The sequence below is a fragment of the Kitasatospora cineracea genome (genome assembly GCF_003751605.1).
GTDB lineage: Bacteria > Actinomycetota > Actinomycetes > Streptomycetales > Streptomycetaceae > Kitasatospora > Kitasatospora cineracea.
This window is the reverse complement of sequence record NZ_RJVJ01000001.1, coordinates 2,939,932-2,960,127: the sequence shown is the minus strand read 5'-3', so window position 1 is coordinate 2,960,127 and position 20,196 is coordinate 2,939,932. Positions and strand designations below refer to the sequence as shown.

Annotated in this window: 16 protein-coding genes and 1 pseudogene; 10 read left to right on the top strand and 7 right to left on the bottom strand. The window is 73.8% G+C overall.

The genetic code is table 11. From position 1 onward, the window contains the following. The first annotated feature begins 203 nt into the window (after positions 1–203). On the top strand, positions 204–2,573 hold the full coding sequence (locus EDD39_RS13505; RefSeq protein WP_123555876.1) for a protein kinase domain-containing protein: 2,370 nt from the start codon (positions 204–206) through the stop codon (positions 2,571–2,573). Positions 2,574–2,630: 57 nt separating this feature from the next. Here EDD39_RS13505 and EDD39_RS13500 read toward each other — a convergent pair whose 3' ends face one another. The 3 genes from EDD39_RS13500 to EDD39_RS13490 all read right to left on the bottom strand — a co-directional run bounded on the left by EDD39_RS13500 (position 2,631) and on the right by EDD39_RS13490 (position 4,454). Further along, positions 2,631–3,206 carry a TerD family protein gene (locus EDD39_RS13500; RefSeq protein ID WP_030458553.1) on the bottom strand — a complete coding sequence of 192 codons (576 nt, stop codon included), beginning with the start codon at positions 3,204–3,206 and terminating at the stop codon, positions 2,631–2,633. A 140-nt stretch (positions 3,207–3,346) separates the two neighbouring features. After that, positions 3,347–3,805 carry a peroxiredoxin gene (locus EDD39_RS13495; protein WP_123555874.1) on the bottom strand — a complete coding sequence of 153 codons (459 nt, stop codon included), beginning with the start codon at positions 3,803–3,805 and terminating at the stop codon, positions 3,347–3,349. Positions 3,806–4,016: 211 nt separating this feature from the next. Further along, positions 4,017–4,454, bottom strand: coding sequence for a DUF3052 domain-containing protein (locus EDD39_RS13490; RefSeq protein ID WP_030458555.1), 438 nt, complete (start codon positions 4,452–4,454; stop codon positions 4,017–4,019). Positions 4,455–4,922: 468 nt separating this feature from the next. Between EDD39_RS13490 and aceE the strand changes: the two genes are divergently transcribed. Beyond that, positions 4,923–7,673 (top strand): pyruvate dehydrogenase (acetyl-transferring), homodimeric type, encoded by a 2,751-nt coding sequence (gene aceE / locus EDD39_RS13485; RefSeq protein ID WP_123555872.1) that lies wholly within the window; start codon positions 4,923–4,925, stop codon positions 7,671–7,673. A 110-nt stretch (positions 7,674–7,783) separates the two neighbouring features. On the opposite strand, the pseudogene EDD39_RS13480 reads toward aceE, so the two are convergent. Then, positions 7,784–9,386 (bottom strand): annotated as a pseudogene (locus EDD39_RS13480) (MFS transporter); the annotation flags it as partial. Positions 9,387–9,590: 204 nt separating this feature from the next. Between EDD39_RS13480 and EDD39_RS13475 the strand changes: the two are divergent. The 7 genes from EDD39_RS13475 to EDD39_RS13445 all read left to right on the top strand — a co-directional run bounded on the left by EDD39_RS13475 (position 9,591) and on the right by EDD39_RS13445 (position 16,473). Next, positions 9,591–10,244 (top strand): TetR/AcrR family transcriptional regulator, encoded by a 654-nt coding sequence (locus tag EDD39_RS13475; protein ID WP_123555868.1) that lies wholly within the window; start codon positions 9,591–9,593, stop codon positions 10,242–10,244. An 88-nt stretch (positions 10,245–10,332) separates the two neighbouring features. Beyond that, positions 10,333–11,601, top strand: a complete 1,269-nt coding sequence (locus EDD39_RS13470; protein ID WP_162870010.1) for a sensor histidine kinase — start codon at positions 10,333–10,335, stop codon at positions 11,599–11,601. Continuing rightward, on the top strand, positions 11,598–12,275 hold the full coding sequence (locus tag EDD39_RS13465; protein WP_030458560.1) for a response regulator: 678 nt from the start codon (positions 11,598–11,600) through the stop codon (positions 12,273–12,275). The genes EDD39_RS13470 and EDD39_RS13465 overlap by 4 nt, the downstream gene beginning before the upstream one ends. Before the next feature lie 108 nt (positions 12,276–12,383). After that, a complete protein-coding gene (locus EDD39_RS13460; protein WP_123555864.1) occupies positions 12,384–13,502 on the top strand; it encodes an alpha/beta hydrolase in 1,119 nt (372 codons plus the stop codon). Between the two features lie 37 nt (positions 13,503–13,539). Beyond that, on the top strand, positions 13,540–14,763 hold the full coding sequence (locus EDD39_RS13455) for an acyltransferase family protein (RefSeq protein ID WP_123555862.1): 1,224 nt from the start codon (positions 13,540–13,542) through the stop codon (positions 14,761–14,763). Positions 14,764–14,803: 40 nt separating this feature from the next. Next, the gene (locus EDD39_RS13450; protein ID WP_123555859.1) at positions 14,804–15,139 is read left to right on the top strand and encodes an MmcQ/YjbR family DNA-binding protein; all 336 of its coding nucleotides are present in this window, start codon (positions 14,804–14,806) and stop codon (positions 15,137–15,139) included. Between the two features lie 143 nt (positions 15,140–15,282). Beyond that, positions 15,283–16,473, top strand: a complete 1,191-nt coding sequence (locus tag EDD39_RS13445) for an alpha/beta hydrolase (protein ID WP_123555857.1) — start codon at positions 15,283–15,285, stop codon at positions 16,471–16,473. Positions 16,474–16,495: 22 nt separating this feature from the next. On the opposite strand, the gene EDD39_RS13440 is transcribed toward EDD39_RS13445, so the two are convergent. Together EDD39_RS13440 and EDD39_RS13435 are read right to left on the bottom strand one after the other, a co-directional pair. Then, positions 16,496–17,509, bottom strand: coding sequence for an aldo/keto reductase (locus tag EDD39_RS13440; protein WP_123555856.1), 1,014 nt, complete (start codon positions 17,507–17,509; stop codon positions 16,496–16,498). Continuing rightward, positions 17,506–18,006 (bottom strand): MerR family transcriptional regulator, encoded by a 501-nt coding sequence (locus tag EDD39_RS13435; protein ID WP_123555853.1) that lies wholly within the window; start codon positions 18,004–18,006, stop codon positions 17,506–17,508. Before EDD39_RS13435 ends, EDD39_RS13440 begins: the two co-directional genes overlap by 4 nt. 114 nt (positions 18,007–18,120) lie before the next feature. Here EDD39_RS13435 and EDD39_RS13430 point away from each other — a divergent pair, with 114 nt between their 5' ends. After that, complete coding sequence (locus tag EDD39_RS13430; RefSeq protein WP_123555850.1) at positions 18,121–18,951, top strand: serine hydrolase domain-containing protein; 831 nt, start codon at positions 18,121–18,123, stop codon at positions 18,949–18,951. Positions 18,952–19,148: 197 nt separating this feature from the next. Here the strand turns inward: EDD39_RS13430 and EDD39_RS13425 are convergent, their stop codons facing one another. After that, a complete protein-coding gene (locus tag EDD39_RS13425) occupies positions 19,149–19,979 on the bottom strand; it encodes a pirin family protein (protein ID WP_244256702.1) in 831 nt (276 codons plus the stop codon). Positions 19,980–20,196: the final 217 nt, after the last annotated feature.

The window sequence follows — 20,196 nt, the reverse complement described above, 5'->3', positions numbered from 1 at the left end:
GGCCTCGGACCGCCCGCGCACGCACCCGGTCGGTGTGCGGATCGCCGCCGAATCTATCAAGCGCCCCCGCCCCGCCCGGCGGCCCCGCAACCGCGGCGGGGAGCGCCGGAATCCGGCCGCGGCCCGGCCGGTACGCTGCCGGGACCGCCGGGCGAAGCATCGAGCGGCCCGACGCACGGACGAACAGAGGGAGCACCGGAGCGATGCCGTTCGAACCGCTCGACCGCACCGACCCCGAGTCGGTCGGCCCCTACCTGCTGCTGGCCAGACTCGGCGTCGGCGGCATGGGCCGGGTGTACCTGGCCCGCTCCGCCGGCGGCCGCACCGTCGCGGTCAAGGTGGTCCGCGCCGACCTCGCCGGGGACGCCGACTTCCGCGAGCGGTTCCGCCGCGAGGTGTCCGCCGCGCAGTCCGTGGGCGGCACCTTCACCGCCCCGGTGGTGGACGCCGACCGGGACGGGCCGACGCCCTGGCTGGCCACCGCGTACGTGCTCGGCCCGGCGCTGGACGACGCGGTGCGCGGCCACGGGCCGCTGCCGGTGGAGGCGGTGCGCACCCTGGGCGTGGGCCTGGGCCAGGCGCTGGCGGCGATCCACGCCGCCGGGCTGGTGCACCGCGACCTCAAGCCGTCCAACGTGCTGCTGGCCGCCGACGGGCCGCGGGTGATCGACTTCGGCATCGCCCGGGCACTGGACGGCGACCGGATGACGTCCACCGGCGTGGTGGTCGGCTCGCCCGGGTTCATGAGCCCCGAGCAGGCCGCCGGGCGCCGGCTGGGCCCGGCCGGCGACGTGTTCTCGCTCGGCTCGGTGCTGGTCTTCGCCGCCACCGGCCACGGCCCGTTCGACCACGCCGAGGACGGCGGGGCGCCGTCCGCGGCCTCCCTGCTGTACCGGGTGGTGCACGACGAGCCCGACCTGTCGGGGGTGCCCGGGCCGCTGCTCCCGGCGGTCACCGCCTGCCTGGCCAAGGACCCGGCCGACCGCCCCTCCCCGGCCGGGCTCGGCGCGCTGCTGGGCGAGCCGGCGGCCCCGGCCCGCTCCGGCTGGCTGCCGGCCGCGCTGGCCTCGGACATCGCCACCCGCGCCGCCGAGGTGATGGACCTGGAGGCCCCGGTCCGCCCCGGCGACCCGCGCTCGGGCCCGGCCGCCGCGCCGGCCGTCCGCACCCCCACCGAGGTCTCCGGCCCGGGCACCGTTCGCCTGCGCGCGCCCGGCGCCCCGGCCCCGGACGCCGGGCGGGCCGGGCACCCCACCGAGCCGATCGGGTCCGCCCCGCCCGCCGGGCGCCCCGGCCCGTCCCGCCGGGCGCTGCTGCTGGGCGGCGGCGCCGCGGTGCTGGCCGGCGCGGGCGGCCTGACCGCCTGGGCGCTGAGCGGCGGCTCGAAGCCCGGCCCCGGTCCGGCCCCGGCCCCGCCGACCGGCAGCGCCTCCCCCGCCGCCGCGTCCAGCGCGGCCCCGTCCCGCGCCCCGGGCATGCCGCCGGCCCCGCTGTGGACGTACCGGACCGCCGAGAGCAACGTCGGCAGCCTCGGCATGGCCTTCTCCCCCGGCCTGCTGCACCTGGGCAGCTCCGACCTGGTCGCGGTGAACCTGGCGGACGGCAAGGAGAAGTGGATCACCAAGGACGCGATGGCCTACAACATGGCCTGCGCGGGCGGCACCATCAGCTACGGCACGGTCGCCGACCTGATCACGGTGGACGCCGCCACCGGCACCGTGCTGTGGAAGTACCAGTCCGAGCGCGGGAAGCCGAACGGCACCCAGATCGCCTCGGACATGGTGCTGAACGCCGACGACCGCGCCGTGTACGCGATGTGCGCCTACCTGCAGCTGGACGACAAGGGCCTGCCCGACATGGGCGCCAAGACCGGCAAGGGCATCATGGCGCTGTCCCGCAAGGACGGCTCGATGCTGTGGAACCAGCACCGCCAGCAGACCGCCGACTACACGGTCAGCTCCGACCTGACCGCGGACGCCCTGCTGTACACCGACAGCAAGGAGAACCTGGTCGCCCGGTCGCTGGCCGACGGCTCCCAGATCTGGTTCGCCACCACCAACTCGCACGCCGCCTACCAGCCGGTGCTCCAGGACGGCCTGGTGTTCTGCTCGGCCGACCCGAACGGCCTCCAGGCGGTGCGGGTCTCCGACGGCAAGCAGGTCTGGGCGAAGACCTCGGACCGCTCGACCCACATGTGGTACTCGCCGCCCGCGGCGGGCGGGCACGTCGTGTACTCGGTGCTCGGCGGCATGACCCTGACCTACCAGGGCACCACCTTCACCCCGACCGCCCCGACCCGGGTGGTGGCGTTCAACGCCGCCGACGGCACCGAGCTGTGGCACCTGGAGCTGCCCGTCGAGGTGTCGATGGACACCAACCCGGTGCTGGTCGGGGACACCCTGTTCGTGCCCAGCCCCGAGCACGGCATCTACGCGGTCGACGTGGTGGGCCACAAGGTCCGCTGGGTGTTCCAGACCAACGCGGGCGCCGAGCTGCCCTGGCACCTGGCGGGCGGCGGGGACCTGCTGATCGCCGTCCAGGGCAACCAGGTGATGGCCCTGCCGCCGGTGTAGGAACGCGACGGGCCGGGGCCGCGAACGGCCCCGGCCCGCAAGGCCGTTGACGCCCGGTCAGACGTTGACGCCGAAGTCCTGGGCGATGCCGCGCAGGCCGGAGGCGTAGCCCTGGCCGATGGCGCGGAACTTCCACTCGGCGCCGTTGCGGTACAGCTCGCCGAAGACCATCGCGGTCTCGGTCGAGGCGTCCTCGGAGAGGTCGTAGCGGGCGATCTCGGCGCCGCCGGCCTGGTTGACCACCCGGATGTAGGCGTTGCGGACCTGGCCGAAGCTCTGCTGCCGGTTCTCCGCGTCGTAGATCGACACCGGGAAGACGATCTTGGCGACGTCGGCCGGGACGCCGGCCAGGTTCACCTTGATCTGCTCGTCGTCGCCCTCGCCCTCGCCGGTGAGGTTGTCGCCGGTGTGCTCGACCGAGCCGTCGGCGCTCTTGAGGTTGTTGAAGAAGATGAAGTCGGCGTCCGAGCGGACCTTGCCCTGCTCGGTGCAGAGCAGCCCGCTGGCGTCCAGGTCGAAGTCGGCGCCGGTGGTGCTGCGCGCGTCCCACCCGAGGCCGACGACCACGGCGGTCAGGCCGGGCGCCTCCTTGGTGAGCGAGACATTGCCGCCCTTGCTCAGGCTGACACCCACGTGGTCCTCCAAGAAGTCGGGTTCCCGATCCGTCAACGGCCCGATCGTAGTGCCGGGTTCCCGGGCCGCGCCGGAGACTCGGCCCGGGAACCCGGCGGAAGTTCCGCCGGACCGGGCCGAGCGGGCCGTGCGCGGGAGCGTCAGAGCGCGCCGAGGGCGGCCAGGTACTCCTGGGTGTCCCGGGCGTCCGGCAGGCCGTTGACGATGCTCCAGCGGACCGCGCCCTCCTTGTCGATGACGAAGGTGCCGCGCACCGCGCAGCCCTTCTCCTCGTTGAAGACGCCGTAGGCCCGGGAGACCTCGCCGTGCGGCCAGAAGTCCGACAGCAGCGGGTACTCCAGGCCCTCCTGGTCGCCGAACACCCGCAGCGAGAACGGCGAGTCGTTGGAGACCGCGAGCACCTGCACCTCGTCGTTCTGCAGGCGCGGCAGCTCCTTCTGGATCTCGCAGACCTCGCCGGTGCAGACGCCGGTGAAGGCGAACGGGTAGAAGACCAGGACGACGTTCTTCTCGCCGCGGAAGTCGGACAGCTTCACCGACTCGCCGTGCTGGTTCTTCAGCTCGAAGTCCGGGGCCTGGGCGCCGATCTCGATGGTCATGGGAGGGCCTTCCTGCCTGAACGGTGGTGCGGGCAGGAAGATCCTCCCACCCGCCGGGCCCGGTTCGGCCGTCCGGGTGAGCCGGGTCGGCCGTCCGGGCGAGGCGTTCGCTGCTGGTGAACAGGCCGGGACGGGGCGCCCGGCGGCCGGACGCCGACGGGCCCCGCCGACCGGGTGGTCGGCGGGGCCCGTCGCGGGTCGCGGTCCGAAGTCAGCGCTTGCCGGTCTTCGAGGCCTTCGGGGTGGCCAGGCGGGTGCCCGCCCAGTCCTTGGCGATCGCCACCGAGCTGGTCTGCGAGAGGCCGGCGGTCTTCGCGGCGTCGGCGATCTCGTGCGCCTCGACGTGGCCGTCGCGGCCGGTCTTCGGGGTGAGCAGCCAGATCAGGCCGCCCTCCGCCAGGTACTCCAGGGCGTCGACCAGGGCGTCGGTGAGATCCCCGTCCTCGTCGCGGTGCCACAGCAGGACGCCGTCGGCGACGTCGTCGTAGTCCTCGTCGACGAGTTCGGAGCCAGTGATCTCCTCGATGCCCTCGCGGAGGTCCTGGTCACTGTCTTCGTCGTACCCGAGCTCCTGGATGATCTGGCCCTGTTCGAAGCCGAGGCGGAGAGCCGGGTTGGACTTGTCCGCGGGGTCCGCGGTCGCGCTCACGGGAATAACCTCCAGTATTCGGCCCGGCGTCCATGCCGGGGCTGTGGCCGTAGTCCACACGGGAGCGGCGGTTCGCGCAAGTACCCGACCCCCGATCCCACCCAAAGGTTGACGTGTCGCCGGGCGACACGCCGCCCACTGTGGTGGTGAACACACCCGTATGTCCCTGTCCGTACCGACAAGGCTGCTTCGTCTCGTACCCGTCCGCAGCCCGTTCACCCCCCGCACGCGTGCCCGAGATGCGAACGGCATTCGGGTCGGAGCAGGGTGCGGGCGTAAAGTCTCCTGTTGGCCCTCATCCCGACCGGCCGCCATCGTCCGGCCGGGGTCCCAGGTCGGACCACCTCCTGACCGTACCGCCCAACGGGCGGAACGGTTACCGATCGGTAGAGATGACGGATCTCCGAACGCGGTAGCACGATGGAGGCGGCGCGACAACTCAGCTTCGACCGACAGTGAAGGAACAGCGTGGCTTCCGGATCCGATCGCAACCCGATCATCATTGGCGGCCTCCCGAGCCAGGTCCCGGACTTCGATCCCGAGGAGACCGCGGAGTGGCTGGAGTCCCTTGACGCCGCCATCGACGAGCGCGGGCGCGAGCGCGCCCGCTACCTCATGCTGCGGCTGATCGAGCGCGCCCGCGAGAAGCGTGTCGCCGTGCCCGAGATGCGCAGCACGGACTACGTCAACACCATCGCCACCAAGGACGAGCCGTTCTTCCCCGGCAACGAGGAGATCGAGCGCAAGATCCTGAACGCGACGCGCTGGAACGCGGCCGTCATGGTCTCCCGCGCCCAGCGTCCCGGCATCGGCGTCGGCGGGCACATCGCCACCTTCGCCTCCTCCGCGTCCCTGTACGACGTGGGCTTCAACTACTTCTTCCGCGGCAAGGACGCCGACGGCGAGTCCGGCGACCAGGTCTTCTTCCAGGGCCACGCCTCGCCCGGCATCTACGCCCGCGCCTTCCTGCTGGACCGGCTGACCGAGCAGCAGCTCGACGCCTTCCGGCAGGAGAAGTCCAAGGCGCCGTACGGCCTCTCCAGCTACCCGCACCCGCGGCTGATGCCGGACTTCTGGGAGTTCCCGACCGTCTCGATGGGCCTCGGCCCGCTCGGCGCGATCTACCAGGCCCGGATGAACCGCTACCTGGAGCACCGCGGCATCAAGGACACCTCCGACTCGCAGGTGTACGCCTTCCTCGGGGACGGCGAGATGGACGAGCCGGAATCGCTCGGCCAGCTCTCGCTCGCCGCTCGAGAGGGCCTGGACAACCTGACCTTCGTGGTCAACTGCAACCTGCAGCGCCTGGACGGCCCGGTCCGCGGCAACGGCAAGATCATCCAGGAGCTGGAGTCGCAGTTCCGCGGCGCCGGCTGGAACGTCATCAAGCTCGTCTGGGACCGGTCCTGGGACCCGCTGCTGGCCCAGGACCGCGACGGCGTCCTGGTCAACAAGCTGAACACCACCCCGGACGGCCAGTTCCAGACCTACGCCACCGAGACCGGCTCGTACATCCGCGAGCACTTCTTCGGCGGCGACCTGCGGCTGCGCGCCATGGTCGAGAACATGACCGACCACCAGATCCAGCACCTGGGCCGCGGCGGCCACGACCACCGCAAGGTCTACGCCGCGTTCAAGGCCGCCCGCGAGCACAAGGGCCAGCCGACCGTCATCCTGGCGCAGACCGTCAAGGGCTGGACGCTGGGCCCCAACTTCGAGGGCCGCAACGCCACCCACCAGATGAAGAAGCTGACGGTCGAGGACCTGAAGCGCTTCCGCGACCGGCTGCACCTGCCGATCACCGACAAGCAGCTGGACGAGGGCTACCCGCCCTACTACCACCCGGGCCGCAACTCGGAGGAGATCCAGTACATGCACGACCGCCGGCAGGAGCTCGGCGGCTACGTGCCCACCCGCAAGGTGCGCCCGCGCAAGCTCGAACTGCCGGGCGACGACGCGTACAAGGCGGTCAAGAAGGGCTCCGGCAACCAGACCATCGCCACCACCATGGCGTTCGTCCGGGTGCTCAAGGACCTGATGCGCGACAAGGGCATCGGCAACCGCTTCGTGCCGATCGCGCCCGACGAGTACCGCACCTTCGGCATGGACTCGCTGTTCCCGTCCGCCAAGATCTACAACCCGCTCGGCCAGACCTACGAGTCGGTCGACCGCGAGCTGCTGCTGGCGTACAAGGAGTCCCCGTCCGGCCAGATGTTGCACGACGGCATCTCCGAGGCCGGCTGCACCGCCTCGCTGATCGCGGCCGGCTCCTCGTACGCGACGCACGGCGAGCCGCTGATCCCGGTGTACGTCTTCTACTCGATGTTCGGGTTCCAGCGCACCGGCGACCAGTTCTGGCAGATGGCCGACCAGCTGGCCCGCGGCTTCGTCATCGGCGCCACCGCCGGCCGCACCACCCTGACCGGTGAGGGCCTGCAGCACGCCGACGGCCACTCGCACCTGCTGGCCTCCACCAACCCCGGCGTGGTCGCCTACGACCCGGCCTACGGGTACGAGATCGCCCACATCGTCCAGGACGGCCTGCGCCGCATGTACGGCTCCTCCGCCGAGCACCCGCACGGCGAGGACGTCTTCTACTACATGACGGTCTACAACGAGCCGATCAAGATGCCGGCCGAGCCGGAGGGCGTGGACGTCGAGGGCATCCTCAAGGGCCTCTACCGGCTCAAGGCGGGCGAGGCCGGCCAGATCCCCGCGCAGGTCATCGCCTCCGGCGTGGCCGTGCCGTGGGCCCTGGAGGCCCAGCGCATCCTCGCCGAGGACTGGAACGTCAAGGCGGACGTCTGGTCGGCGACCTCCTGGAACGAGCTGCGCCGCGACGCCGTCGAGGCCGAGGAGTTCAACCTCCTGCACCCCGAGGAGCCGCAGCGCGTCCCGTACGTGACCACCAAGCTCTCCGGGGCCGAGGGTCCGTTCGTGGCCGTCTCCGACTGGATGCGCGCCGTCCCGGACCAGATCGCCCGCTGGGTCCCCGGCCAGTACCAGTCCCTGGGCGCCGACGGCTTCGGCTTCGCCGACACCCGCGGCGCGGCCCGGCGCTTCTTCCACATCGACGCGCAGTCGATCGTCCTCGGCACGCTCACCGAGCTGGCCAAGCAGGGCAAGATCGACCGCTCGCTGCTGAAGGCGGCCATCGACCGCTACCAGCTGCTCGACGTGGCCGCGGCCGACCCGGGCGCCGCGGGCGGCGACGCCTAAGCGCCGGCCGCTGACGGAAAGGTCCGCCCGAGGAGGGGAGTTCCCCTCCTCGGGCGGACCTTTCCGTTGCTGCCCGGCTGCTCGCGCAAGGATCCGCCCGGGAAGGGGTCTCCCCTCCCCGGGCGGATCCGTGGGCGGCGCGCGTCAGATGTGGACCGCGGGCCCCGCCTCGTTGGCGCCGCGGCGGGTGAGCAGGCCCAGGCCCGCCGCCGCCAGGGCGACGACCGCGGCGACCACGAAGGCCACGCCCATGCCGCTGACGAAGGAGGAGTGGACGGCGTCGGCGACGCCCTGCGGGACGTTCGGCGGGGCGATGCCGAGCTGGGCGCCCTGCTTGAGCAGTTCGCCGTCCGGGCCGCCGGGGAGCGGCTGGCCGGTCGCGGCCTCCCACTTGCCGGGCAGCGCGCCGGTGACCTTGGAGGCCATCACCGCGCCGAGGACGGCGGTGCCGAGGCTGCCGCCGACCTGCATCGCGGCCTGCTGGAGGCCGCCGGCCACGCCGGACAGCTCCATCGGGGCGTTGCCGACGATGACCTCGGTGGCGCCGACCATGACCGGGCTGAGGCCGAGGCCCATCAGCAGGAACCAGAGCGACATGACGCCGGTGCCGGAGTCGACGTCCAGGGTGGACATGCCGAGCATCGCGGCGGTGGTGAGCACCATGCCGCCGACGATCGGGACCCGCGGCCCGATCCTGCCGATCAGGAAGCCGGCCACCGGCGCGCCGACGATCATCATGCCGGTCATCGGGAGCAGGTGGACGCCGGCGTCGACCGGGGCCATCCCGTGCACGTTCTGCAGGTAGAAGGTGACGAAGAAGATGCCGCCGAAGAAGGCGAAGGCCATCAGCACCATCAACAGGGTGCCGGCCGAGAGCGGCACCGAGCGGAACAGCGAGAGCGGGATCAGCGGTTCCTTGGCGTACTTCTGCCAGACCGCGAAGACCGCCAGGGCGAGCACCGCGCCGCCGAGGAAGACCAGGGTGGCCGGGTCGGCCCAGCCCCAGGACGGGGCCTTGATGATGCCCCAGACCAGCATGAACATCGCGCCGGAGAGCAGCACGATGCCGGGGACGTCGAAGGACTTGGCGGCGTTCTCGGACCGGACGTCCTTGAGGATCAGCAGGCCCAGGACCAGGGCGACGATGCCGACCGGGATGTTGATGTAGAACACCGACTCCCAGTTGACGTGCTCGACCAGCAGGCCGCCGACGATCGGGCCGGCCGCGGTGGAGGCGCCGATGACGCCGCCCCAGATGCCGATCGCCATGTTGAGCTTGTCGGCGGGGAAGGCCCCGCGCAGCAGGCCGAGCGCGGCGGGCTGGAGCAGCGCGCCGAACAGGCCCTGCAGCACCCGGTAGAAGATCACCTGCTGGATCGAGCCGGCGAAGCCGATCGCGGCGGAGGTGGCGGCGAAGCCGACCGCGCCGACCAGGAAGGTGGTCTTGTGGCCGAACCGGTCGCCGATCTTGCCGGCGGTGATCAGGAAGACCGCGAGGGCCAGCAGGTAGCCGGAGGTGACCCACTGGATGTCGGAGGGGCTGGCGTTCAGGTCCTTGGCGATCGCCGGGTTGGCGATGGCGACGACGGTGCCGTCCAGGGCGACCATCATGACGCCGACGGCGACGGTGAGCAGCGTCAGCCAGGGGTGCCCCCGCAGCCGGCCGCCGGCGGACGGAGCCGCTTCCTTGTCGAGTACTACGGACTGGCTCATGGTTCGGGGCTTCCCCGTTCGTGTGGTGCGCGGGAACCGCGCTGGGCACAGGAAGGGCGGTGCCCGGCCCTCACGCCCGTCCCCACGAGCTCCAAGACAGACGGACACCGCCATCGGGAACATTATGTCAGCCGCTGACATTCGACAAACGGTGACTCCTGTCACTTGATGCCAGATCTCCACCGCGGCGCTATCGTTGGGACCATGGCCACGCCCACCACCGCCGCCGACCCGCAGCCCGTCGGCCTGCGCGAACGCAAGAAGCGGCGCACCCGGGACGCCCTGGTCGACGCCGCCCACCGGCTCTTCCTCTGCCACGGCTACGGGCGCACCACGGTGGACGAGATCGCCTCCGAGGTGGAGGTCTCCCAGCGCACCTTCTTCCGGTACTTCGCCAACAAGGAGGAGGTCGCGCTCGCCGTCCTGGCCGAGGCCGAGCAGGCGTTCCTGGAGTTCCTGCGGGCCCGCCCGGCCCGGGAGAACCCGCTGGAGGCGATGCGCGGCGCGGTCCGCGAGGTCTGGCAGGCCGTCGACCGGGGACAGGAGAGCGGGCCGGCCGCGCTGGAGCTGTTCGAACTGATCGAGTCCACCCCGACGCTGCTCGCCGCCCACCTGCGGCACGCCATCCAGCAGGAGGTCGAGGTGGCCCGGATCCTCGCCGAGCGCGAGGGCCTCGACCCGGCCGCCGACCTGCGCCCCCGCCTGCTGGCCGCCGTGTTCGGCACCGTGGTGCGGATCTCGCACCTCTCCTACGCCGCCGCCCCGGACGCCGCCGACCACTCGATGGACGGCATGCTGGAGCTGATCGAGCGTCACTTCGACCAGCTGGGGCCCGCCCTGGCGGGCTCCTGGCGCTGACGGGGGACGCCCCCGTACCGGGGTAGCACCCCGGACCCGCTACCGGGGTATGAGGACAGCGGCCGGACCCCGCTCTACCCTCGGCCCGGTGACCCTCTGGAAAGACTTCCTCCGCGCCCTCACCGAGCCCCTCGGCGACCACCGCCCCCCGCTGTCGACGGCCCGCCGGCCGTGGGTCCGGGCGGTCCCGTACGCGCTGGTGCTGCTCATGGTCGGCTCGCTGCTGCCCACCGGCATCGTGACGCTGATCCAGTTCTACGGGGTGGACCCGTCGCTGGCCACCGCGCTCGCCGTGGTGCAGGCCGGGGCGCTGCCGCTGGCGCTGACCCGGCCGCTGACGGCCTGGCAGCTGGTGGCGCCCTCGGTGCTGGTCGGCGCGGTGGCCACCCACGGCGCGGCCGCCGACCAGCCCTGGCCGTGGCCGACCACCACGCTGCTCGGCTACCTGTTCCTGATGGTCCTGCTGGCCGTCCGGGAGCGCGGGCGGACCCTGCTCGCGGTCTGGGTGGTCACCTTCCTCGGCTGCAGCCTGAGCTGGACGGTCTTCAACGAGGACTTCGACGGCTCCTCGGTGCTGGCCACCGCGCTGTCCGGCGTGGTCCTGCTGCTCGGCTGGAGCCTGCGCGGGCGCGGCGAGGCCAAGCGGCTGCTCGCCGCGCAGGAGCAGATCTCCGAGACCGAGCGGGCCCGGCGCACCCTGCTGGAGGAACGCGCCCGGATCGCCCGGGAGTTGCACGACGTGGTGGCCCACCACATGTCGGTGATCACCGTCCAGGCCGACAGCGCCCCGTACCGGCTGGAGGGCCTGCCCCCGGCCGCGGTCGAGGAGTTCGGGCAGATCGCCGCCGCCGCGCGCGGCTCGCTCGCCGAGATGCGCCGCCTGCTGGGGGTGCTGCGGGCCGCCGAGAGCACCGCCGACAAGGCCCCGCAGCCGGGCCTGGACGACCTGCCGAAGCTGCTGGCCACCGTCGGCCAGGCCGGGGTGCGGGCCGAACTGGCCGTCGGGGACGGCGTGTCCGCGCTCGGCCCGGTGCCCGAGGCGGTCGGCCTGTCCGCGTACCGGATCGTCCAGGAGGCGCTGGCCAACGTCGTCCGGCACGCCCCCGGCGCCACCGCCGAGGTCGGGATCACCGCCGCGGACGGCGCGCTCACCCTGACCGTCCGCAACGACCCGCCGCCCGGCCGGGCCCGCGCCGTGGAGACCTCCGGCGGCACCGGCCAGGGACTGGTCGGAATGCGCGAGCGCGTCCGGCTGCTGGCTGGCACCCTGGACACCGGCCCGACCGCCGACGGAGGCTACCGGGTGACCGCCGTCCTGCCGTTGGACGGCACCAGCCCCGGGGAGAAGACCGCATGACCATCCGCGTCCTCATCGTCGACGACCAGGCGATGGTCCGCGCCGGGTTCGCCGCCCTGCTCAACGCGCAGAGCGACATCGACGTGGTCGGCGACGCGCCCGACGGCCGGCAGGCGATCGAGGTCAGCGGCCGCACCCACCCCGACGTGGTGCTGATGGACGTCCGGATGCCCGAGATGGACGGCCTGGAGGCCGCCCGCCGGCTGCTCGACCCGCCGCCCGGCGTGGTGCACCGCCCGCGGGTCCTGATGCTCACCACCTTCGACGTCGACGACTACGTGTACGAGGCGCTGCGGGCCGGCGCCAGCGGCTTCCTGCTCAAGGACGCCCCGCCCGCCGACCTGATCGCCGCCGTCCGGGTCGTCGCGGCCGGCGACGCGCTGCTCGCGCCCTCCGTCACCCGCCGGCTGATCGCCGACTTCGCCAGGAACCGCCCCGCCCCGCGCCGCGACCCGCGGCTGCGGCTGAACGGGCTCACGCCGCGCGAGACCGAGGTCCTCGAACTGATCGCCCGCGGCCTCTCCAACCAGGAGATCGCCGCCCACCTCGTGCTCGCCGAACAGACCGTCAAGACCCACATCGGCCGGATCCTCGCCAAGCTCGACCTCCGCGACCGCGCCCAGGCCGTGGTGCTCGCCTACGAGAGCGGCCTGGTCCAGCCCGGCGCGCAGTGACCCTCCCTACCGCCCGGGTATGACCCGCCGGTTGGCTCCGCGGGGTGACGCCCGCTCAGCCGCCCCGTCCCTACCTTCCTCCTCGTTGCCGAACAGGAGGAGGAGCGGATGCTGTCGCGTCTGCGTCGGGGGACGGCCGTGGCCGGGTTGGTGCTCGCGGCGGTGCTGGGAGCGGGGTCGTGGGCGTCGGCCGACGCGCAGACCCCGTTGACGGGGCCGCCGCCGGGCGCGGCGGCCTGGGCGGCGGACACCTCGCTGGGGGTGCGGCTGCCCGATCCGGTGGCCTCCTCGCCGGCCGAGGTCGCCGCGTTCTTCGCCGGCCTGCCGCCGGAGCGGCGCGAGGCCCTCGCGGTGCGCCACCCGCAGCTGGTCGGGAACCTGGACGGCGCGCCGGTCGCGCTGCGGCTGCGGGCCAACGCGCTGGCCGTCGAGGCGGAGCGCGCCCGCCAGCGGGCCCGGGCCGAGGACGCGGCGCTGCCCCGCGCCGAGCGCGCGGCGGCCGCTGCGAGGGCCGACCACTACGCCGAGCTGGCCGGGCACCGGCTGCTCGCCTTCGACCCGCGCGGCCGGGGCCAGGTCGCCGAGGTGTTCGGGGACGTGGAGCACGACGAGCGGACGGCCGTCCTGGTGCCGGGCTCGGACGTCGACCTGTCCGACTACGACCGGGAGGCCGCCACCGGCCACCGGTCGCTCGCCGGGATGGCCCGGGCGCTGCGCGCCGCGAGCGGCGACCGGGTCGCGGTGGTGGCCTGGGTGGGCTACACCACACCGGTCGGCCTCGGGCTGGACGCGGCCCGGGAGGAACTGGCCCGGGCCGGCGCCGCCCGGCTGGACCGGCTGGTGGCGGGGCTGGCGCCGGTGACCGGGCCGGTGGAGCTGTTCTGCCACTCGTACGGGTCGGTGGTGTGCGGGCGGTCCGCGCCGGACCCGGCCCGGGTGGCCGGACTGGTGGCGGTGGCCTCGCCGGGGATGGGGCTGGAGCGCGCGGACGAGCTGCGGGTACCGGTGTGGGCGGTGCGCCGCAACGCCGAGGACTGGATCGGCGACGTGCCGAACGTCTCGCTGCTCGGCTTCGGCCACGGCGCCGACCCGACCTCGGGCGGCTTCGGCGCCCGGGTGCTGCCGTCCACCGGCTCGCACGGGCACAGCGACTACTTCGCGCCCGGCTCGGCCTCCCTCGCGGCCTTCGCCGCCCTCGCCCTCACCGCCACCACCACCGCCGCCTGACGTGACGCTGCCCGTCGGCCGTTCGAGGAGACTCCCGATGCTGCCCGTGACCGCCCTGCGCCGCTCCGCCGTGCGGACCGCCGCGAAGATCGACGCGAAGACCCCCGCCACCCGCGACCGCGCCCTGGACGGGCTGCGCGCGCTGGCCCTGCTGTCCGTCCCGCTCGGGCACTGGATGCTCGGCGGCTTCGACTCCCCCGACGGGGTGCTGCACAACGCCAGCCCGCTGGGGGCGCTGCCCTCGATGGCGCCGCTGAGCTGGGTGCTGCAACTGCTGGGCGTGTTCTTCCTGGTGGGCGGCCGCGCCTCGGCCCTGTCGCTGCGCCGGGCGGCCGGGCGCGGGGTGCGCACCGGGGCGTGGCTGCGCGGCCGGGTGCTGCGGCTGGCGCGCCCGGTGCTGGGGGTGGCGGCGGTGTGGGCGGCGCTGATCCCGGTGCTGCGCGCGCTGGGCGTGCCGGCCGGGACGGTGCGGACCGGGGCGGTGCTGATGGTGCAGCCGCTCTGGTACATCGCCGTGTACCTGGTGCTGACGGCGCTGACCCCGCTGTGCGTCCGGTTCGGCGCCCGCTTCCGGGGCTGGGGCGCGGCGGTGCTGATGGCGGCGGTCGCGCTGGTGGACCTGCTGCGGTACGGGCCGTGGGGCGCCGCGGTGCCGGGCTGGCTGGGCCTGCTGAACCTGCTGCCGGGCTGGCTGTTCGCCTACCAGCTGGGCGTGGACTGGGCGCACGGGCGGCTGACCCGGGCCGGGGCGAAGCTGCTGGCGGTCGGCGGGGCGGCGCTGTTCGCGGTGCTGCTGGTGGTGTTCCACTACCCGGCGAGCATGGTGGGCGTGCCGGGCGCGGCCCGCACCAACTCGCACCCGCCGTCCCTGCTGGTGCTGGCGCTGGCCTCGGTGCAGGGCGGCGCGGCGGTGCTGCTGAAGGACCGGCTGGGCCGGGCGCTGCGCCGGCCGCTGCTGTGGCTGCCGGTGGTGGTGGTCAACCTGGGCGCGATGACGATCTTCTGCTGGCACCAGACCGCGATGTTCCTGACCGCGCTGGCGGGCTCCCCGCTGGGCGCGCTGCCCGGCCTGACCACCGCCCCGGACTCGGCGGCCTGGGCGCTGGCCCGACTGGCCTGGCTGCCGGTGTTCGGCGCGGTGCTGGCGCTGATCGGCCGCTGGGCCCGGCGCTTCGACGCCCCGTGGCCGTCCCGGGCCTGGCGGGCGGTGGCGGGCGCGGGCGCGGCGCTGTTCGCGGTGTACGCGCTGGGCGCGGTCTGACCCCACGTCAACTGTCGGTGCCGGGACGTACCCTGCGGCCATGGCGACCTTCGACGAACTGACCGCGCTGGCCCTGGCGCTGCCGCAGACCCACCAGGAGGAGACCTGGGAGCAGGTGACGCTGCGGGTCGGGCGGAAGATCTTCGCCATGGGCCGCCCCGAGTCGGGGGAGGTCTCGGTGAAGGCCGCCCCGGCGGAGCAGGCCGAGCTGATCGCCGCCGCCCCCGGGGTGTACTCGGTGGCGCCGTACACCGGCCGGTTCGGCTGGGTGCGGGTGCGGCTGGCCGGGGTCGACCCGGAGGAACTGCGCGAACTGCTCACCGACGCCTGGCGATCGGTCGCACCGAAACGGGTGGTGAAGGAGTACGAGGGGTAGCGTACGGGCGAATGTGACGGGGAACACTGTTTGCTCCCTGCCTCCAGCGTCGGTCGACCTCTACTCTGGCTGACTAGTAGTCGGAAGTCACTGCACCGTCGGGCCCGTCCCGCCGCGAGGTACGGCCCGAGGGAGTGGACGCCATGCAGCGCAGGCGGGTGAAGCGGATCCTGATCGGCGTGTTCGCCGGCTGCGCGGCCCTGGTGGACGCCGGGGCCGCCGCCGCGCAGGCCGCCGCCTCCAACGAGCAGCTGGCCATCACCACCCCGCCCGCGGGCAGCTCCGCCTGGGTCGCCGACCACTCCTTCGGCCGCGACCTGCCGGACCCGGCCACCGCCGCCCCGGCCGCCGTCGCCGCGTTCTTCGCCGGCCTCACGCCCGCCGAACTCGACCGGCTGGTCGCCGAGTACCCGCTGGTGGTCGGCAACCTGGACGGGGCCCCGCCCGAGGTCCGCTACCGCGCCAACCGGGTGGCGCTCACCGCCGAACGGGACCGGGCCCGGCAGCGCGCCGCGGACACCACCCTGGACGCCACCACCCGCGCGCTGTCCCTCTCCCGCGCCAACGACTCGGAGCGGCTGCTCGGCGAGGGCCGGCAGATCCTCGCCTTCGACCCGCGCGGCCGCGGCCTGGTCACCGAGGTGTGGGGCGACCTGGCCACCGCCCAGCGGATCGCCGTCCTGGTGCCCGGCTCGGACGCCGACCTCGGCCACTTCGACCAGAGCGGCGACCCGCTGCGCTCCCCCGCCGGCATGGCCCGCGCGCTGTACACCGAGGAGCACGCCCAGTCGCCCGGCACCCGCACCGCGGTGGTCGCCTGGACCGGCTACGTCACCCCGCAGGGCCTCGGCCCGGACGCGGTCACCTCCCGGCTGGCGGACGCCGCCGCCCCCCGGCTGCACCGGCTGCTCGGCGGCCTCGAGCAGACCGCCCACCCCGAGGCGCCGCCCGCCCTGCTGTGCCACTCGTACGGCTCGGTGGTGTGCGGCACCACCGCGCCGACGCTGCACGCCGCGCAGCCCACCGACGTGGTGGCGTTCGGCAGCCCCGGGATGGGCGTCGACTCGGCGGCCGAGCTGGGCACCGGCGTCCAGGTCTGGGCGGCCCGCAACCCCGGCGACTGGATCGGCAACGTCCCCTACCTGGAGGTCGGCGGCCTGGGCCACGGCGCCGACCCGACCACCCACGCCTTCGGCGCGGTGTCGATCTCCTCGCTGGGCGCCAACGGCCACACCGGCTACCTGGCCGAGGGCACCGAGAGCCGGCACAACTTCGCCGCCATCGCGCTCGGCCACTACGGGGACGTCACCGGCCCGTCCGAGACCCAGGGCTGACGGGCCGGCACCCGACGCCCCGTCAGACCTCGCGGGCGTCCGCGGTGGAGCTCATGTCGGCGTAGCGCCGGCCGGCCACCCGCCCGGCGATCGGCTCCAGCTCGGCCAGCTCCTCCCCGGTCAGCACCAGCCTGGTCCCGCCCAGGTTCTCCTCCAGCCGGCTGCGCTTGCGGGTGCCGGGGATCGGCACCACCGCGGTCAGGCCGTGCACCTCGGCGCGCTGCTGCAGCCAGGCCAGCGCGACCTGGGCGGCCGTCGCCCCGCGCTGCTCGGCGATCCGCCGGATCGGGGCGACCAGTTCGGCGTTCCCGGCCGCGTTGTCGCCGCTGAACTGCGGCAGGTGGCGCCGGAAGTCGCCGTCGGCCAGCTGCCCGGCGTCGGCGAACGCCCCGGTCAGGAAGCCCCGGCCGAGCGGCGAGTACGGCACCAGCGCCACGCCCAGCTCGGCCGCGGCCGGCACCGCGCTGCGCTCCACGCCCCGGGCGAAGATCGACCACTCGGACTGCAGCGCCGCGATCGGGTGCACCGCGTGTGCCTCGCGCAGCTCCGGCCCGGTCACCTCGGACAGCCCCAGGTACCGGACCTTGCCGGCCGCGACCAGCTCGCCCATCGCGCCCACCGACTCGGCCAGCGGCACCTGCGGGTCGCGGCGGTGCATGTAGTAGAGGTCGATCACGTCCAGGCCGAGGCGGTGCAGCGAGGCGTCCACCGCCTTGCGGATGTACGCCGGGTCGTTGTTGACGCCCCGGTAGTGCTGGTCGTCGGCGCGCCGCTCGATGGCGAACTTGGTGGCCAGCACCACCCGGTCCCGGTGCGTCCGGACGAACGGGCCGACCAGTTCCTCGTTGGCGCCCAGGCCGTAGACGTCCGCGGTGTCGAACAGCGTCACGCCCAGCTCCAGCGCCCGCTCCAGGGTGGCCAGCGCCTCACCCGTGTCGGTCGGGCCGTAGAACTCGCTCATGCCCATGCAGCCCAGCCCCTGCACACCCACGATCGGGCCGTCGGTGCCGAGGCGGGTGGTCTCGATGCTGTTCATGCGCTCTTCCTGTCCTGTCCACAGTGGTTCGGTGTTTCCTCGTCGCCGCCGACCGGGAGCCCGGACCCGCCGTAGTGGTCGATCTTCATGTCGATCACGGCGAGCGTGGCCCGCAGGTCGGCCATCCGCCGGCGCACCTCCGCACGGTGCGCCACCAGCAGCTCCCGGCGCTCGTCCCGGGTGCCGTTCCCGGCCCGGACCAGCTCGACGTACCGCACCATGTCGGCCACCGGCATGCCGGTCAGCCGCAGCTTGGTCAGGAACGCCAGCCGGGCCAGGTCCGCGTCGGTGTACCGGCGCTGCCCGGCGTGCGAGCGGTCCACCGGCTCCAGCAGGCCGATCCGCTCGTACCAGCGCAGCGTGTGCGCGGTCAGCCCGCTGATGGCGGACACCTCGCTGATCCCGTGCCGCGGCGTCAGGTCCGGTGCGGAACTCGGCTGCCGGAACGCCTCCTCGCACCCCGTCGGTCCCACTGCCCGCTGCTCGGACCCTGCCATGCTCTCGACCCCCGTCTTCGGCGACGACAACGACGCTACTGAGTTGGAGCGCACTCCAAGCAAGCCTGACACACGTCCGCCCGGCACCGGGTGCCGTCGTTTAGAGTTCCGCCCATGCAGAGCTTGCGGATGATCGAGGACTGGCCGGTACCCCACGCCGCGGCGGCGGTGGTCCGCGGGAGCGACGGCGCGCTGCTCGGCGCGCACGGCCCGCAGGAACAGCTGTTCCCGCTCGCCTCGGTGACCAAGCTGCTCAGCGCGTACGCCGCCCTGGTCGCCGTCGAGGAGGGCGTCTTCGAACTCGACGACCCCGCCGGCCCCGACGGCTCCACCGTCCGCCACCTGCTCGCGCACACCTCCGGCCTGGCCTTCGACGAGCACCGGGTGATGGCCGAGCCCGGCAACCGGCGGCTCTACTCCAACGCCGGGTTCGACGTGCTGGCGGCCACCCTGGAGAGCGCCTCCGGCATCCCGTTCGCCCAGTACGCGGCCGAGGCCGTCTTCCAGCCGCTCGGCATGCACGCCACCCTGATCAACACCGCCCACCGCGCCCCCGCCGGCGCCGGCGGCCTGTCCACCGCCGCCGACCTCGTCCGCTTCGCCGCCGAACTGCAGTCCCCCAAGCTCCTCGCCCCGGCCACCGTGCACGCAGCCACCCGCGAGGTCGCCTTCCCCGGCACCAGCGGCGTCCTGCCCGGCTTCGGCCACCGCCGCCCCAACGACTGGGGCCTCGGCTTCGAGATCCGCGACCACAAGACCCCGCACTGGACCGGCACCGCCAACTCCCCCGCCACCTTCGGCCACTTCGGCCAGTCCGGCACCTTCCTCTGGGTCGACCCCACCGCCGACCTCGCCTGCCTCGCCCTCACCGACCGCGACTTCGGCCCCTGGGCCGCCGAGGTCTGGCCCCAGCTCAGCGACGCGGTCCTCACCGAAACGGCATAGCGCACAGCACGAAGCCAGGAGCGCGGGGAGAACCGCTGCGCCGGACGCTGCGAAACCAGGGGCGCGGGGAACTGCGCGGCCGGCCGGGCATCCACCGCAAGACCGTAAAGCGGCATCGACTCACCGCCCGCTCCGCGACCTTGCTGGCGTGCTCCTCCGCTGCGCGCAGTTCCCCGCGCCCCTGTCTGCCCGTCCTCTCAGCCGAACTGCACAGGCGTGTGCATCTCCCAGAGCAGCAGTTCGACCCCGTCCTCCCCCGCCGTCGGGTCGGCGAACGCGTCGCCGGTGACGCGGACGGAGTCGCCGGGCCCGGCCGAGCGGCCGCCGCCCTGCGGGCCGGGGACGGTGCGGTAGCCGACCGAGCCGGCCACCACGTGGACGTAGCGGTAGGGGGCGGCGGGGAGTTCGGGCAGCGGCAGCCAGGCCGGGGTCCGGACCAGCCAGAGCGCGGCGTCGCCGCGGCGCAGCCGCAGGGCGCGGTCCGCGTCGGCGTCCCGTCCGGAGGCGAGCAGGGTGAGGCCGTCGCCGTCGGGGACGGGGGCGAGTCCGAAGCCGGGGGCGGTGCCGTACCGGTCGGGCTGGAGCCACATCTGGACGAAGGTGACCGGTTCGGTGGCGCCGCCGGTGTTGCGTTCGGTGTGGCTGATGCCCGTCCCGGTGGACTGCACCTGGACGGTGCCGCGCCGGACCACGCTGGCGTGGCCGGCGTCGTCGCGGTGGGCGAGGGCGCCCGACACCACCCAGGTGACGATCTCGGTGTCGCTGTGCCGGTGCGCCTCGTACCCGGCGCCGGGGGCGAGCGTCTCCTCGTTGCAGGCGAGCAGCGCGCCGAAGGAGGTGTTCTTCGGGTCGTAGTGGCCGGCGAAGGAGAAGGCGTGCCGGGTGGTGATGCCTTCGGCGGGTTCCGACAGGTAGCGCTCGGCGGCGCGCCGCAGATCGGCCCGGCCGCGTTCTTTCCGGGCGGGTCCGGACGCCGGTTCGAGGGGTTCGAATGCCTGCCCGTCCTGGGGCGAAGAATCCACGCTCACAGGCACCACGGTAGCCGGTGTGACGGGTGCCACCGGACGACATCGGGCCCGGCGTGCACGAGCACCCGTCGGGGTGAGGCAGGCTAGTGCCGTGCCATCCGCTTCAGCGAAACCCGACAAGCCCGCCGACCGGTCGTCCGGTGAGCGCTCCTCCCCGGAGCGGTCCGCCGAGAAGGCCCCGGAGAAGAAGGCGGCCCGGCGCTCCGCCGCGTCCGCG

Bases quoted from the DNA above. Each gene is read 5' to 3' on its own strand.
- EDD39_RS13445 (WP_123555857.1), top strand. From the start codon at position 15,283: ATGCAGCGCAGGCGGGTGAAGCGGATCCTGATCGGCGTGTTCGCCGGC.
- EDD39_RS13450 (WP_123555859.1), top strand. From the start codon at position 14,804: ATGGCGACCTTCGACGAACTGACCGCGCTGGCCCTGGCGCTGCCGCAG.
- EDD39_RS13455 (WP_123555862.1), top strand. From the start codon at position 13,540: ATGCTGCCCGTGACCGCCCTGCGCCGCTCCGCCGTGCGGACCGCCGCG.
- EDD39_RS13435 (WP_123555853.1), bottom strand. From the start codon at position 18,006: ATGGCAGGGTCCGAGCAGCGGGCAGTGGGACCGACGGGGTGCGAGGAG.
- EDD39_RS13430 (WP_123555850.1), top strand. From the start codon at position 18,121: ATGCAGAGCTTGCGGATGATCGAGGACTGGCCGGTACCCCACGCCGCG.
- EDD39_RS13505 (WP_123555876.1), top strand. From the start codon at position 204: ATGCCGTTCGAACCGCTCGACCGCACCGACCCCGAGTCGGTCGGCCCC.
- EDD39_RS13460 (WP_123555864.1), top strand. From the start codon at position 12,384: ATGCTGTCGCGTCTGCGTCGGGGGACGGCCGTGGCCGGGTTGGTGCTC.
- EDD39_RS13495 (WP_123555874.1), bottom strand. From the start codon at position 3,805: ATGACCATCGAGATCGGCGCCCAGGCCCCGGACTTCGAGCTGAAGAAC.
- EDD39_RS13440 (WP_123555856.1), bottom strand. From the start codon at position 17,509: ATGAACAGCATCGAGACCACCCGCCTCGGCACCGACGGCCCGATCGTG.
- EDD39_RS13475 (WP_123555868.1), top strand. From the start codon at position 9,591: ATGGCCACGCCCACCACCGCCGCCGACCCGCAGCCCGTCGGCCTGCGC.
- EDD39_RS13465 (WP_030458560.1), top strand. From the start codon at position 11,598: ATGACCATCCGCGTCCTCATCGTCGACGACCAGGCGATGGTCCGCGCC.